General features: G+C 62.6%; 11 protein-coding genes and 1 pseudogene. 9 read left to right on the forward strand and 3 right to left on the reverse strand.

Going from position 1 to position 14,784, the window contains the following annotated elements; translation table 11 throughout:
* Positions 1-189 precede the first annotated feature (189 nt).
* Complete coding sequence (locus ACFOHJ_RS22525; RefSeq protein WP_378225033.1) at positions 190-1,752, forward strand: trimethylamine methyltransferase family protein; 1,563 nt, start codon at positions 190-192, stop codon at positions 1,750-1,752.
* A 142-nt stretch (positions 1,753-1,894) separates the two neighbouring features.
* Here the strand turns inward: ACFOHJ_RS22525 and ACFOHJ_RS22530 are convergent, their stop codons facing one another.
* Positions 1,895-2,296 carry a pseudoazurin gene (locus ACFOHJ_RS22530; RefSeq protein ID WP_378225347.1) on the reverse strand — a complete coding sequence of 134 codons (402 nt, stop codon included), beginning with the start codon at positions 2,294-2,296 and terminating at the stop codon, positions 1,895-1,897.
* A gap of 289 nt (positions 2,297-2,585) precedes the next feature.
* Complete coding sequence (locus tag ACFOHJ_RS22535) at positions 2,586-3,392, reverse strand: ferritin family protein (protein WP_378225035.1); 807 nt, start codon at positions 3,390-3,392, stop codon at positions 2,586-2,588.
* A 195-nt stretch (positions 3,393-3,587) separates the two neighbouring features.
* Here ACFOHJ_RS22535 and ACFOHJ_RS22540 point away from each other — a divergent pair, with 195 nt between their 5' ends.
* The 8 genes and pseudogenes from ACFOHJ_RS22540 to ACFOHJ_RS22575 all read left to right on the forward strand — a co-directional run bounded on the left by ACFOHJ_RS22540 (position 3,588) and on the right by ACFOHJ_RS22575 (position 13,488).
* Entirely contained in the window at positions 3,588-5,912 is a 2,325-nt protein-coding gene (locus ACFOHJ_RS22540) for a 4Fe-4S binding protein (protein WP_378225037.1), read from the forward strand.
* Positions 5,913-5,937: 25 nt separating this feature from the next.
* Positions 5,938-7,863, forward strand: a complete 1,926-nt coding sequence (gene nosZ, locus ACFOHJ_RS22545) for a TAT-dependent nitrous-oxide reductase (protein WP_378225038.1) — start codon at positions 5,938-5,940, stop codon at positions 7,861-7,863.
* Positions 7,864-7,893: 30 nt separating this feature from the next.
* Positions 7,894-9,249 carry a nitrous oxide reductase family maturation protein NosD gene (locus ACFOHJ_RS22550; RefSeq protein ID WP_378225349.1) on the forward strand — a complete coding sequence of 452 codons (1,356 nt, stop codon included), beginning with the start codon at positions 7,894-7,896 and terminating at the stop codon, positions 9,247-9,249.
* Positions 9,246-10,163, forward strand: a complete 918-nt coding sequence (locus ACFOHJ_RS22555; protein WP_378225041.1) for an ABC transporter ATP-binding protein — start codon at positions 9,246-9,248, stop codon at positions 10,161-10,163. The genes ACFOHJ_RS22550 and ACFOHJ_RS22555 overlap by 4 nt, the downstream gene beginning before the upstream one ends.
* Positions 10,160-10,990, forward strand: coding sequence for an ABC transporter permease (locus ACFOHJ_RS22560; RefSeq protein WP_378225043.1), 831 nt, complete (start codon positions 10,160-10,162; stop codon positions 10,988-10,990). Before ACFOHJ_RS22555 ends, ACFOHJ_RS22560 begins: the two co-directional genes overlap by 4 nt.
* Positions 10,987-11,526 carry a nitrous oxide reductase accessory protein NosL gene (locus tag ACFOHJ_RS22565; RefSeq protein ID WP_378225044.1) on the forward strand — a complete coding sequence of 180 codons (540 nt, stop codon included), beginning with the start codon at positions 10,987-10,989 and terminating at the stop codon, positions 11,524-11,526. Before ACFOHJ_RS22560 ends, ACFOHJ_RS22565 begins: the two co-directional genes overlap by 4 nt.
* Position 11,527: 1 nt before the next feature.
* Positions 11,528-12,520 carry an FAD:protein FMN transferase gene (locus ACFOHJ_RS22570; protein WP_378225046.1) on the forward strand — a complete coding sequence of 331 codons (993 nt, stop codon included), beginning with the start codon at positions 11,528-11,530 and terminating at the stop codon, positions 12,518-12,520.
* A gap of 156 nt (positions 12,521-12,676) precedes the next feature.
* Positions 12,677-13,488 (forward strand): annotated as a pseudogene (locus tag ACFOHJ_RS22575) (ferredoxin--NADP reductase).
* A gap of 103 nt (positions 13,489-13,591) precedes the next feature.
* Here ACFOHJ_RS22575 and ACFOHJ_RS22580 read toward each other — a convergent pair.
* Complete coding sequence (locus tag ACFOHJ_RS22580) at positions 13,592-14,755, reverse strand: cytochrome P450 (protein ID WP_378225048.1); 1,164 nt, start codon at positions 14,753-14,755, stop codon at positions 13,592-13,594.
* Between the last annotated feature and the right edge of the window lie 29 nt (positions 14,756-14,784).

Raw genomic sequence — 14,784 nt, forward strand, 5'->3', positions numbered from 1 at the left:
CCCACGCATGGTTCCATTCGCTTTTCCGACGTGTCGGATCACGCCTGTTGTCTGCTAACCATATAGAAAGCTAGCATGATTTTGCGAGAGCGCGAACGGCACACGCCCCGGTGGACTCTGCTCAGGCTCATGCGCCAGCAGTGTCATCCTCCCGCAGAATCCAGGCTCCTTTGATCACGGGTGACAAACATGAACGCTGTCGATGAACTATGCGCTCCCGAGACGGCTCGGCGCTCAGCCCGCTCCGGGGGACGCGCAGCCAGGGTTGCAGCACGCGCCGCACCGTTGGCGGATAATTTGCGGCCGGTGCGGGCAGGCCTTCCCGGGGGCCAGTACAAACCTCTGACCCAAGCGGGTGTGGAAAAGATTCATGCTTCGGCGTTGCAGGCGCTGGAGGAAATCGGGCTTGCCAATGCGCCTGCTTCGGGGGTGGAGCTTTTGTGCGGGGCCGGCGCGATACTGGGGGATGACGGCCGCATCCGCTTTCCCCGCGCTCTTGTCGAGGACATGCTGGCGAAAGCCGCGCGCGACATCACCCTGTACGCCCGCGATCCCAGGCAGGATATGCATCTCTCCGGGACGAGCGTGCATTTCGGTACAGCGGGGGCGGCGGTGCACATCGTCGATCCCCTGACGCTGAATTACCGCGAATCAAAAGCGCAGGATCTGTACGATTGCGCCAAGCTGGCCGAGCATCTCGACAACATCCACTTCTTCCAGCGCACGGTGGTCTGCCGCGACGTGGCGGATAACAAAGAGATGGACCTCAACACGCTCTACGCTTGCCTTTCGGGTACGCGCAAGCATGTCGGAACGAGTATCTTCGACCTTGACCATGTCGCCGACGCCTTCGAAATGCTGCATACGGTGGCCGGCGGTGAGGATAGGTGGCGGGAGCGGCCATTCGTCAGCAATTCCAACTGCTTTGTCGTTCCGCCGATGAAGTTTGCCGAGGAAAGCTGCCGCGTCATGGAAGAATGCGTCCGGGGCGGAATGCCGATGCTCCTGCTTTCGGCAGGACAGGCCGGCGCCACCGCGCCCGCGCCGATCGCGCTGGCCATCGTGCAGGCGATGGCGGAATGTCTTGCGGGCGTGGTCTATGTCAACGCTATCAGGCTGGGTGCGCCCGCGATCTTCGGCACCTGGCCCTTCGTGTCGGACCTGCGCACGGGCGCCATGTCGGGTGGCAGTGCCGAACAGGCGCTGCTCTCGGCGGGATGCGCGCAGATGCATCGCTTTTACGACCTGCCGGGCGGAGCGGCGTCGGGAATATCGGACTCGAAGCTTCCCGATATGCAGGCGGGTTGGGAGCAGGGCATCACGAACACGCTCGCAGGCCTGTCCGGCCTCAATCTCTGCTATGAATCGGTCGGCATGCACGCCTCGCTGCTCGGCTTTTGTCTGGAAAGCATGGTTCTTGGCGACGACATTCTCGGCCAGGTGATGCGCCTCGTTCGCGGCATCGACGTTACGGAGGACACGACCAGCATCGAGGTAATGAAGGAGGTATGCTTGGGAGGAGCCGGCCACTATCTCGGTTCGAACCAGACCCTCCAGTTGATGCAAACGGAATATGTCTACCCTGTCGTCGGCAATCGCATGAGCCCCAAGGAGTGGGTCGAGGCCGGCAAGCCCATGCTGCTCGACAAGGCCATCGCCCGGAAAAATGAAATTCTTTCACAGGCAGGCTCGGTCATCGAGCCGGAAATCGATGCTGCGTTACGTGCGAGATTCAATATCTATTTCAGATAAGAATAACGGGAGCCCCGGCATCGGAAGGACCAGAGGTCCGACAGGGTCAGTGCCGAGGCTTCCTCAAGGGCGTGCTATCCGCATAAAAAAGCCGCCCCGGACGAGCCGGAGGCGGCGAGGAAATCCGGCTTCGGTCCTCTGTTCAGTTGCCAGCGGGGACCTTGGCGAATAGCTCTTCGAAAACTTTCTTCGCCTTGCCCGGTTGCTTGACCTTCTTGGCCTGGTCCAGATTCGCCGGCTTGCCGGCGACGATCAGCGCCACCATACCCATGCCATAGTGAGGCACGCATTTGACGCCGTAGACGCCTTCCTTGTCGATGGTGACGGTGATCGGTTTGCTGATTTCGCCCTTGAAAGGCTGCGCACCTTCGGGAAGCATGCCGTCGATGCTCGACGCGTCATGGCCCTTGTCGGTCGGCACAAAGGTCACCGTATCACCGGGGGCGGCCTCGATGAAGTTGGGCTCGAAGACCATGACGCCCTGAGTGCCCTTATTGAGCATCTGAACCTGATGGTCTGCCGCATAGGCGGCGCCTGTTATCATCATGGCAGCGAAAGCCGCGGTGGTGAAGCTTATGTATTTCATTTTCTTGCCTTTCTGCCCTTTCTGCGTTGCAGCAAAACAATGTTGCAGGGCTTTTACTGCGAACATTGGAAACCGACTTTGATGCAGCACAAACTGGCGAACGCGAGTTGCCTCGGGAAGGAGGCGTTGGTCAGCAAAACCGCCGGCTGCGGACTAACGTTGTACAGGGAGGGCGGTAGCTGCAACCCCAAGACCACAGGAGTGATCCGATGGGGGCGGCAGCCTGTCAAAGTCGCCCGGTATCCGTCTACGTTCTTCCCAGGTTTCTGATGAGGGCCAGGCGCTTGACTGCGATGGTGGCGAGAGCCTGGGCCCGATCCCGGGCGGCCTGTGAAAGCAGGTGTTCGCCAGCGTCGATATAATAGTCGGCCAGCCACTCACAGAGTGCCTCGAGAGATCGCGGCGGAGGCGGACCGATGGGGGCGGGCTCTTGCAGGGGAGCCGATGCAAGATCGAGAGAGAGCGTGCGCGCCTCGAGAGCGAGATCGCGATATTCCCTTTTGTTTCCGCTCATGTCGGTATGTTCCTCGAGACGGGTGCAGACTTCCATTTCCAGGGCGGACAAATCGTAGGTCTCCTGGACTAACGGCCTCAGCTGCCGGCTCTCGAAAAAGGCCTTCCGGCGTTCACGGCGTAGCGTTTTGGCATGCTCCAGCTCCTCGCTGGCCATCCGCTCGGCGGCCTTGCGGATTTCCGCCGTTGCGCCATAGGCGGCGACATAGGACCAGAAGGCGAAGGCGCGCTCCTCGTTCCGCACCGCTACTGCCAAAGAACGATAGGCGTCCACGAGTTCCGGCGAGACGAGATGGATGCCCTCATCATCGAAAACGCCTTGCGGAACCGCTTCAGGCGGCAGCACCTCCGGAACGCGATCCCGAATCTGCCGTGACCAGTTGGCGACGAGGTCGATATGGCCGTTCTCCTCGCGGACCAGGCGATCGAATACTTCAGCCAAATCCTGTTGGCCGACCGTGCGCATATGTTCTGCGAGACCGGCGTATCGCTCAGCTGACTCCTTTTCCATCGCCATGGCGACAGCCAGCAACTCGTCCATTGAACGGATCGACGCCGTCGGCTCGGATGTAAGGCGAGTCATCGGATGGCCCTCTGGTTTGCGAGGCAGCATAGGCGCGCAATCTGCCGTTGCTTTGCTTTGAATCAAAGAAACATTTCGCGAAATCGCCGAGATGTGCGCTCCGAAGTCGGCTTCGCCCAAGCAGCCGTAAGAAGGGGACGCATGTCAGGACCAATGGCTACGACCAGGCCCAAAACGGCACCGCGGCTCGCCACAGCCCTCGTCTTTCTTCCGATGGTTGCGGTGGTGGCCATGCTGACGCTGTTGACCCTGCTGGTCAGTCCGGGCCGGGCCGACGAAAGCTTGCAGCACTTTCTATCCAGCACCGCGCCCGGCGAATTGATCCAGGGAGCCGATGCTTATGGCAACGCAGAAGGTAATCCGCCATTGGTGCCTGTCCTGTCCGGCGGAAAGGCGGTCGGCTACGCGTATCTCAACACTGATTTCACCAGCGCGGTCGGCTATTCCGGCAAGCCGATCCGCATTCTCGTCGGTATCGATGCCGGCGGCGTCATACGCGGCATCAAGCTGGTCGAGCACAAGGAGCCGATCGTCCTCATCGGTATCCCGCAGGAGAAGGTCGTCGCCGCGCTGAACTCGCTGATCGGCAAGGACCTTGGCCAGGTTGCCGCGGGGCGGGAACAGATACCTCAGGTGGATATCGTCAGCGGCGCGACGGTGACGGTGCTGGTGATGAGTGACAGCGTGGTGCGCTCGGCAGTGAAGCTGATCCGCAGCGGGCGCCTGGGCCAGATGGGAGTGGATGCTGCCGGCGCCGCCGCCGCACCGGCCATGATCGTGGACACGGCCGTATCGGGGATAAGCGACTGGAACACGCTGGTCGGCGATGGCTCCGTGCGCAGCTTGCGCCTGACCGTGGGCGAGGTGACGAAAGCCTTCGCCGATGCAGGCCAGACGCAGGCGGCCGAGCGGCCCGAGACCGGCGATCCGACCGACCGCTTCATCGATCTCTACGTCGCGCCCGTCAGCGTGCCCGCCATCGGCAGGAGCCTGCTGGGGGACGCCGGTTACGACAGGTTGGAGAAGAAACTGAAGCCCGGCCAACAGGCGATCATCGTGGCCGGTGAGGGCGCCTATTCCTTCAAGGGGTCGGGCTATGTGCGCGGCGGTATCTTCGACCGTATCGAATTGATGCAGGACGGTCAGGGTGTACGCTTTCGCGACCGCAATCATACGCGTCTCGGCGATCTTGCCGCAGAAGGCGCGCCGCATCTGCGCGAGATCGCGCTGTTCACGGTGCCGGAGGAGTTTTCGCTCGACCTTTCCGAGCCGTGGGAACTGCAACTGCTCGTCCAGCGCAGCTACGGGTCCCGGGACAAGGCGACCTTGCCCTTCGACCTCGGCTATACCTTGCCTGCGCGCTATCTGAAGGCTGCTCCGGTCAAGGCGGTGCAACCCGCGTTGCCCACGGTCAAGCCTGCGCAAGAGACGGTTCAGCCGGCAGCGACCGGGCTGTCGGAGCAGGGCTCTCCGGACCAGGAGCCCCTCTGGGTGAAGATCTGGAAGATGAACACCTTCAAGATCGGCGTCACGGTCGTCGCTCTCCTGGTGTTGACCGCCATCTTTTTCTTTCAAAACTGGCTGGTCAGCCGCCCTCGGCTGTTTGCCTGGGTGCGCCGGGGATATCTGCTGTTCACGCTGGTCTGGCTCGGCTGGTATGCCAACGCCCAGCTTTCCGTGGTCAATGTTCTGACCTTCGTCAATTCGCTGGTCACCGGTTTCAGCTGGGAGTTCTTCCTCGCCGCGCCGCTGATTTTCATCCTGTGGGCGGCGGTGGCGGCGGGCCTGCTGTTCTGGGGCAGGGGGCCGTTTTGCGGCTGGCTGTGTCCGTTCGGCGCCTTGCAGGAACTGACCAACAACGTCGCCCAGTGGCTCAAGGTGCCGCAGGTCAAGTTGCCCTTCGGTCTGCACGAGCGGCTGTGGCCGGTCAAGTACATGATCTTCCTCGGCCTGTTCGGCCTGTCGCTCTATTCCGTCGCTCTGGCCGAGACCTATGCAGAGGTCGAGCCGTTCAAGACGGCTATCATACTGAAGTTTGCGCGCGGCTGGCCGTTCGTCGTCTTCGCGCTACTGCTGCTCGGGACTGGTCTCTTCATCGAGCGCTTTTATTGTCGGTATCTGTGCCCGCTGGGCGCCGCGCTCGCCATTCCGGGCCGCATCCGCATGTTCGAGTGGCTCAAGCGCTATCCCGAATGCGGCTCGCCCTGCCAGCGCTGCGCCAAGGAATGCCCGGTGCAGGCGATCCATCCCGAAGGCGAAATCAACGTCAACGAGTGCATCTACTGCATGCACTGCCAGGAACTTTACCACGACGACCACCGCTGCCCGCACATGATCCAGGTGCGGCTGAAGCGGGAGAAGTTCGAGGCGCTGTCTTCACCCGCGACACGGGGCAAGGGACCGGCAAAGCCGCCGGTAATCACCCACAAGGGCGTGTCGGTGGCGACCTCGCAACAAGACACGAATGCAACAGGCTGACACGCCAACCAGAAGGAGACGGAGCATGTCGCAGGAAGACCAGGACAAGAAAGCCATTCTGAGCAGACGCCAATTGCTGGGCACCACCGCTGTGATGGCGGCCGCCGGCGCGGCAGGGGTCGGCGGCGGACTGGCGCTGAACGGAGGCATGGTGTCGCCGGCCGCGGCAGACGAGAAGGGCGAGCAGGAAGCCGAGGTCAAGCCCGGAGAACTGGACGAATACTACGTGTTCTTCTCCAGCGGCCAAACGGGCGAGGTGCGCATCGTCGGTGCGCCGTCGATGCGTGAGATGATGCGCATTCCCGTTTTCAATCGGTGCAGCGCGACCGGTTGGGGCGAAACCAACGAGAGCCGCAAGATCCTGACGGAAGGGCTGCTTCCGGAAACGAAGGAATTCCTGAAGGATCGTGGCGGCATCTACCTCAATGGCGACCTGCACCATCCGCATCCCTCGCAGACGGATGGCACCTATGACGGTCGCTATCTTTACGTCAACGACAAGGCGAATACCCGTGTTGCGCGCATCCGTCTCGACGTCATGAAATGCGACAAGATCATCCAGTTGCCGAATCAGCACACGGTGCACGGGCTGCGTGTGCAGAAGTACCCGAAGACCGGCTACGTGTTCTGCAACGGCGAGGACCGCGTGCCGATTCCGAACGACGGCAAGATCCTCGACGATCCCAAGCAGTATCACTCCATCTTCACCGCCGTGGACGGCGAGACAATGAAGGTAGCCTGGCAGGTGATGGTCGACGGCAATCTCGACAATGTCGATGCCGACTATCAGGGCAAATATGCCTTCTCCACCTGCTACAACTCCGAGGAGGGCGTGAACCTCGAACAGATGATGGCCAAGGAGCAGGACTGGATCGTCATCTTCAACCTCAAGCGCATCGAGGATGCGGTGAAGAAGGGCGACTTCAAGGAGATGGGCGGGGTTCCGGTCATCGACGGCCGCCACGGTTCGCCCTATACCCGCTACGTGCCGGTCGCCAACAGCCCGCACGGCATCAACACAGCGCCGGACGGCATCCATGTCGTGGCCAACGGCAAGCTTTCGCCGACGGTTACGGTGTTCGACGTGCGCAAGTTCGACGGTCTCTTCGACGACAAGATCAAGCCGCGCGACACGGTGGTCGCCGAGCCGGAACTGGGCCTCGGCCCACTCCATACCGCCTATGACGGCAAGGGCAATGCCTATACGACGCTGTTTATCGACAGCCAGATCTGCAAGTGGAACATCGAGGACGCCAAGCGTTCCTTCGCCGGCGAGAAGGTCGATCCGATACGCCAGAAGCTCGACGTCCACTACCAGCCCGGCCACAACCACACTTCCATGGGGCAGACCAAGGAAGCGGATGGCAAATGGCTTATCTCGCTGAACAAGTTCTCCAAGGACCGCTACCTCAACGTCGGCCCGCTGAAGCCTGAAAACGATCAGTTGATCGATATCTCCGGCGATCAGATGGTGCTGGTGCATGACGGCCCGAGCTTCGCCGAGCCACACGACGCCACCCTTGTCCACCGCTCGAAGATCAACCCGGTCAGCGTCTGGGACCGCGCCGACCCGTTCTTCGCCGACGCGGTCAAGCAGGCCAAGGCCGACGGCATTGACCTTATGATCGACAGTGAGGTGATCCGCGACGGCAACAAGGTGCGCGTCTACATGACATCCTCGGCACCGGCGTTCGGGCTGGAGAGTTTTACCGTCAAGCAGGGCGACGAGGTCACGGTTTACGTCACCAACATCGATGAAGTGGAGGACCTCACCCACGGCTTTGCGATCGTCAACTACGGCATCAACATGGAAGTGGCGCCGCAGGCGACCGCCTCGGTGACGTTCACGGCCAGTAAGCCGGGTGTCTACTGGTATTACTGCTCATGGTTCTGCCACGCCATGCACATGGAGATGCAGGGGCGCATGCTCGTGGAACCGCAGGGCGTCTAGGAAGTGTCCCGTACGCTCCATAACGCGATAATGGGAATGGCGGTGCTCGTCGCCGCCATTTCCTGCCGCGTGGCATTCGCGGCCGAAATAATCGTCGCCGCTGATGCCACGCCTTTACAGGCCGTGGTGGACGCAGCGGCGCCGGGCGACGTACTGCGCCTTGCGCCGGGTGAGCATCTGGGGCCGGTTGTCGTATCTAGGGAACTGACGCTGCAAGGCGACCCGGGTGCGGTCCTGAAGGGAAGCGGCCACGGCAGCGTCGTCACGCTGGAAGCGCCGGGCTCCGTCGTTCGCAATCTGCTCATCGAAGGTTCAGGCATGGATCTCGACACGCTGGACGCCGGCGTGTTTGTCGCGCCGACCGCCACGCACGCGCTTGTCGAAGGCAACAGCATCGTCGGCAATCTCTACGGCATCCAGCTTCACGGCGCGAAGGACGCGGTGGCGCGCGGCAATCGCATCGAGGGCCTGAGCGAAGGGCGCACCAGCCGTTCCGGCAACGGGGTGTCCGTATGGAACGCGCCGGGGGCCAAAGTTCTCGACAACGACATCAGCTTCGGCCGCGACGGAATCTTCGCCAACGCCAGCAAGAAGAACGAGTTTCGTGGCAACAGGTTCAGCAATCTGCGTTTCGCCCTCCACTACATGTATACCAATGACAGCGTGATCGCCGACAACGTTTCCACCGGCAATATCGTTGGTTACGCGATCATGTATTCGGACCGGCTTCAGGTCAGCGGCAACGTCTCGGACGGGGACCGCGACAACGGCTTCCTGTTCAACTACGCCAACGGTTCGAAGATCGGCGGCAACACGGTGCGCGGCCGTGCGCAGCCGGCTGGGCGCTGGACTAGTAACGGCCAGCGCTTTGCTGCCGATGCGGATATGCCCAAGACCGCCGGCGAGGCGGTAACACCGCGCAAGGGCACGCGCATCGGACCCGAAAAATGCGTCTTCATCTACAACGCCAACCGCAACCGCTTCAGCGACAACCTGTTCGAGGGCTGTGAGATCGGTGTCCACTTTACCGCTGGCTCGGAGGGAAACGCCATGAGCGGCAACGCCTTCGTGCGCAACCGCAACCAGGTCAAGTATGTCGGCACCCGCTCGCTCGACTGGTCGAGCGAGGGGCGCGGTAACTACTGGAGCGACAATCCTGCCTTCGACCTCGACGGCGACGGCCTCGCCGACAACCCCTACCGTCCCAATGACATGATCGATCGGGTGCTGTGGGCGGCGCCGGCGGCCAAGGTGCTGGTCAACAGCCCGGCCGTGCAGGTGATCCGCTGGGCGCAGGCCCGCTTTCCGGCGGTCTTTCCCGGTGGCGTCGTCGATAGCCGCCCGTTGATGAAGCCGGACGGCATCAAGGAAACGGTGACGCCATGAGCCTCAATGTCGAACTGAAGTCGGTTGCACGGCATTACGGCCCGGTCAAGGCCGTGGACGACGTGTCCTTCTCGGCTGGTCCCGGTGAGGTAATCGCGCTGGTGGGTCACAACGGCGCCGGCAAGACCACGCTCATCAAACTGATGCTGGGGCTCGCGCGTCCCACCGCCGGCTCGGTCGCGGTGCTCGGCCAGGATCCAGCGGCTGGCGATGCCTCTGTGCGTCGACGGCTCGGCTACCTGCCGGAGAACGTATCCTTCAACCCCGCGCTGACCGGTCGGGAAACGCTGCGCTTCTACGTCCGGCTCAAGGGAGGCAGGCCGAGAGAAGAGAATGGGCTGCTTGAACGGCTCGGCCTTGCCCATGCGGCAGACCGGCGCGTCGGCACCTATTCCAAGGGTATGCGCCAGCGGCTGGGTTTGGCTCAGGCCATGATCGGCACGCCAGCGGTCTTGCTGCTGGACGAGCCCACCACCGGTCTCGACCCGGAACTGCGCCAGCAATTCTATGGGATCGTCCGTGAAATGGGTACCGCCGGCGCGACCGTGCTTTTATGCTCCCATGCTTTGAACGAACTGGAAGGCAACGCCGGTCGCGTCGTCATCATGAACGAAGGCCGCAAGATCGCCGATGGTTCGCTGGATGAGTTGCGCCACATCGCGCAACTGCCGACGAAGATCCGCCTGAAGACCGCCGAGGACGGGGCCCAGCGCCTGCGCGAATGGATAGGCGAACCGGCGCGGCTGAGGCAGATTAACGGCCACATCGTCGAGTTCGACGCCACGCCGGAGGAGAAGACCGCCTTCCTGCGCCGCGCCGCCGATCAAGGCGCCCCCTTCATCGATCTCGACATGGTGCCGCCCGGTCTCGACGAACTCTACGCCCATTTCCTCGCCGGAAGGACTTTGCGATGAACACGATCCTTTTGCTTGCGGCCAAGGAGGTGCGCGAGGGCCTGCGCAACCGCTGGGTGCTGGCGGCGACCGGCTTGCTGGCGGCGCTGGCGCTGACGCTCGCCTTCCTCGGCAGCGCGCCTACCGGTACGGTTGGCGCCGGCGCGCTCGACGTGGTCGTCATCAGCCTTGCCAGCCTCACCATCTTCATCGTGCCGCTGATCGCGCTGCTGATCTCCCACGACGCCATCGTCGGCGAGATCGATCGCGGCACCATGACCTTGCTTCTGTCTTATCCGGTTCGGCGCAGCCAGGTTCTGCTTGGCAAGTTCCTCGGGCATATCGCCATCCTCGCTTTTGCCACCTGCGTCGGCTACGGGTTGGCGGCGGTTGCGGTTCTGGCCACCGGCAAGGCGATCGGCGGTGGAAGCTGGACGGCATTCGTCGCCATGACCGCTTCCTCGGTGCTGCTGGGCGCTGTGTTCGTTGCGATTGGTTATATGGTCAGCGCGCTGGTGCGTGACCGCGGCACCGCCGGCGGCATCGCCATCGGTATCTGGCTGGTCTTTGTCATCCTCTACGACATGGCGTTGCTTGGGCTGCTGGTGGCCGATCAGGGGCGCTTCGTCGGCGGCGGCGTGCTGGATGCACTACTTCTATTCAATCCGACCGACGCTTACCGTCTGCTCAACCTCGCCGGCTCGGACGATATCGCGGCCGCTTCGGGCATGGCCGGTGTCGTGCAGAACGCGGCGCTGAGTCCGGCAGTCCTATTGGCCGCGCTCGCGGCATGGGTCGCGGCGCCGATGGTACTGGCGGCGGCCGCCTTTTCGAGGAGAGAGATGTGAGACTGCGCCTGACGATTATAGTTCTCGCAGGCTTTCTGGCGCTCGGGGCCTGCCAGCGCGAAGCAGAAGCGCCACCCCCGCCCTTTGCAATGACCGAGGAGGCTATGGGCCGTTATTGCGGCATGAACGTCCTCGAACACTCGGGCCCGAAGGGCCAGATCATCCTCGCCAAATACGACGAGCCGATCTGGTTTTCGTCGGCGCGCGATGCCATCGCCTTCACTATGCTGCCTGAGGAGCCGAAGGATATCCGCGCGATCTACGTCTCCGACATGGCCAAGGCGCCGACATGGGACGAGCCCGGGGCCGACAACTGGGTGGACGCAAGGCAGGCCTTCTTCGTCATTGGCAGCAACCGGAAGGGCGGCATGGGTGCCGCCGAAGCCGTGCCCTTCTCTACCGAAAAGGCGGCGAAAGCCTTCGCCGGCGACCATGGCGGCAATGTCGTGCGCTTCGACGCCGTTCCGCGCGATTACATTCTGGAGCAGCAAGCCGGCGCCGGTAGTGCGCCAGGACCTTCCGGGGAGGTTCACTGACATGATTTCCAGACCGATGACCCGTCGCCGCATGATCGGCATCAGCGCTGCCGCGGCCGGCATGGCGCTGCTGCCGTTCGGCAGCACGGCCGCCACGCCTGAGGCGGTAACATGGCAGGGGGAGGCCATGGGCGCGCAGGCTTCGCTTGTCATCCATCATACGGATCGCGCGAAGGCGCAAAAGCTGGTGGAAGCAACGGTCGCCGAGGTGCGGCGACTGGAGCGTATTTTCAGCCTCTACCGTGACGATTCCGACCTCACTTTGCTCAATCGGCAGCGCTTCCTGGTCTCGCCGCCAAAGGAACTCGTGGAGATATTGCGCCAAAGCAGTGATGCCTGGGCGCTCACCGGCGGCGCCTTCGACCCCACCGTGCAGCCGCTATGGGATGCCTACCGCCGCCACTTTTCAACCCCCGGTGCGTCCGAAGCCGGACCTTCGGCCGGGATTGTGCGCGAGTGCCTAACTCGCGTCGGCCTCTATCGGATCGCCTGTTCAGCCGCTCGCATCGAACTGCCGACGGCAGACTCCGCGCTGACGCTCAACGGCATCGCACAGGGCTATGTAACTGACAAAGTAGTGGACTTGCTGAGGGCCAGTGGCATCGAGCACTCCATGGTCGACATGGGCGAAAGCCGCGCCATCGGCCCGGCGTGGGACGACAGGCCATGGCGGGTTGGCGTTTCCGATCCCCTCGATACGGCCCGCATCCTCAAGGTGCTTGAAGTGGAGGATCGCGCCGTGGCCACGTCGAGCCCGTTCGGCTTTCGTTTCGACGCCGAGGGCCGGTTCAGCCACATCATCGATCCGCGTAGCGGCGCGACGCCTCGGCGTCATGCCAGCGTCACCGTCGTGGCCGGGCAGGCGGCACTGGCCGACGCGCTTTCCACCGCCTTCAACCTGATGGACGTCGGGGAGATCGTGGCTGTGCTTGAAGGCATGGCCGGCGTCGAAGCCCACATCCTGTCGCATGACGGAAACTGGACTTCCGCGTGAGAAGGCACTTGCCGTGCCAGGCAGCTTTCTCGGCACAGACGGGAAGGATGTCGGTACGCCGCTACCCGATTGCTGCGGCTGCTCATCAGCGGGCTTTGATCAGGGCCCACTCCCGATCAGTCATCGACAAACAGGATGCCAGGGATGACACAAGCAATGCGCCAGCAAGCAGACGCCGCAATTTTCGCGTTTCCGCTTCCTGTTGGGGTTCACGCCGAGACGGTGATGTCCGTGCGGCATTATACGGACCGGCTGTTTTCGTTCCGCATCACCCGGCCACAAAGTTTTCGTTTCCGCTCGGGCGAGTTCGTGATGCTCGGCCTGCCCAATGCGGTGAAGCCGATATTCAGGGCCTACTCGATCGCGAGCCCTTCGTGGGACGAGGAACTGGAGTTCCTGTCGATCAAGGTGCCGGATGGTCCGTTGACCCGGCACCTGCAGAAAATCATGCCGGGCGACACGGTATTGCTACGCGCCAAGCCGACCGGCACTTTGGTCCTGGATGCGCTGACGCCGGGCAGGCGGTTGTGGATGATATCGACCGGGACCGGCATTGCGCCCTTCGCCAGTATTGCGCGCGATCCTGAAACCTACGACAAGTTCGAACAGGTTATCCTGACTCACACCTGCCGCGAGGTAGCCGAACTGACCTATGGTGAGGAATTGGCGAAGAGCCTCGTCGGGGACCCGCTGATCGGCGACCTGGTTCAGAACCGCTTCTTCCACTATGCGACCGCTACGCGCGAGCCGTATGTGCGCTCCGGTCGCATTACCTCTCTGATCGAGAGCGGCAAGTTGTTTTCGGATCTCGGTGTTCCGCCATTCGACGCGGCGGTTGATCGGGTGATGATCTGCGGTTCGATGGCATGATCCGCGACGTCAGGGCACTGGTGGAAATGGCCCGCCTGACTGAAGGGTCAAACTCGATGCCGGCCGAATTCGTCGTTGAGCGCGCGTTCGTGGACTGATTTCACTCTGTAGAGTGTGCGCCTGCCGTTGCCTTTGACCCTGAAAATGCGAGCCGGAGACAGCGTTTGCCGTGGGGAGGACGCGCGGGATTCTCCAGAGAGGTTAAACTAGGATAAGCGGCAACGTCGAAAATCCGCTGGCCGGGTATATCGCAATCGCCGGCTGGCAGCCGGGCGCCGGGGCGATCTCGCTTGTATCTTTCAGCAGTTGCTCCATGACGACGCGCAGTTCCAGCCTGGACAGTTGCGCGCCTGGACAGACATGAATGCCCCGGCCGTAAAGCAGGTTTTTAGCCGGGTCGCGATCAAGGCGGAATTCGTCCGGATCGCCGAATACTATCTCGTCGCGGTTGGCCGAAGCCCATATCAGCGTGACGCGCTCGCCGGCGGCGATCTTGCGTTCGCCGATCTCTACCGGCTTCGTCGTCACCCGCCGGTTGGAAATCAGCGGCGCGTGCAGCCGCAAGATCTCGTCGATGGCGGCCGGCAGCAGGCCGGGCTCCTCGCGAAGCTGCCGCTGGAGTTGCGGCTTCTGCGCCAGATAATGGGCGAGGATGCCGACGCAGGCGGTGATGGTGCCCAGTTCGCCGACCGTCCAGTTGCGCAAGATGCTGACGATTTCCTCATGGTTTAGCGGCCGCCCGCCGATCTGTTGGCGCAGAAGATCGGTAGTGATGTCATCGGGTGCCGCCGCGCCCGCCTGGAGCCGCGCTTCCAGCAGATCGTGGATATAGCCGTCGAATTCGTGCGCGATCATCGCCATGGCAGCGGTGTCACGCGCCAGAGTGGCCTCGTGGTTCCTGCGCACCCATTCAAGCAGCGGCGCGTGCAGGTTGTCAGGCCAGCCGAGAAAGGCGCACTGGATGCGCACGGCAAAGCGTTGAGCGAGCCGCGTCACAAGATCGATCTCCACGCTTCGATCGAGGGCGGATACCAAATCTGCGGAAATGGTGCGGCAAAGCAGTTCGAAGGCTTCGACGCGGGCCGGCTCGAAGTGATGCTCGATCAGTCGTCGATAGGGCGCGTGCCGGGGCGGGTCCATGCCGCTTGGCACCGACAGGTGGTTGGAGACCGCACTGCTGAACGTGTCGTGGTCGTCCAGCGCTCGCACCACGTCTTCATGGCGAAACAGCGACCAGCCGAGATAGTCACTATACGCCACCGGACAGCGATGGCGCATTTCGTCATAGGCCTTGATCTGATCCGAAAGCACCTGGCCGCTTCGGGGGTCCCAATCGGGTTCCGGCTTATTCGTCACTGCATCCATGGCGTTCGTCGACCCCTCGCTATGATTAC

The sequence above is a fragment of the Aquamicrobium soli genome (assembly GCF_042646345.1).
In the GTDB taxonomy this organism is placed as follows: domain Bacteria; phylum Pseudomonadota; class Alphaproteobacteria; order Rhizobiales; family Rhizobiaceae; genus Mesorhizobium; species Mesorhizobium soli_A.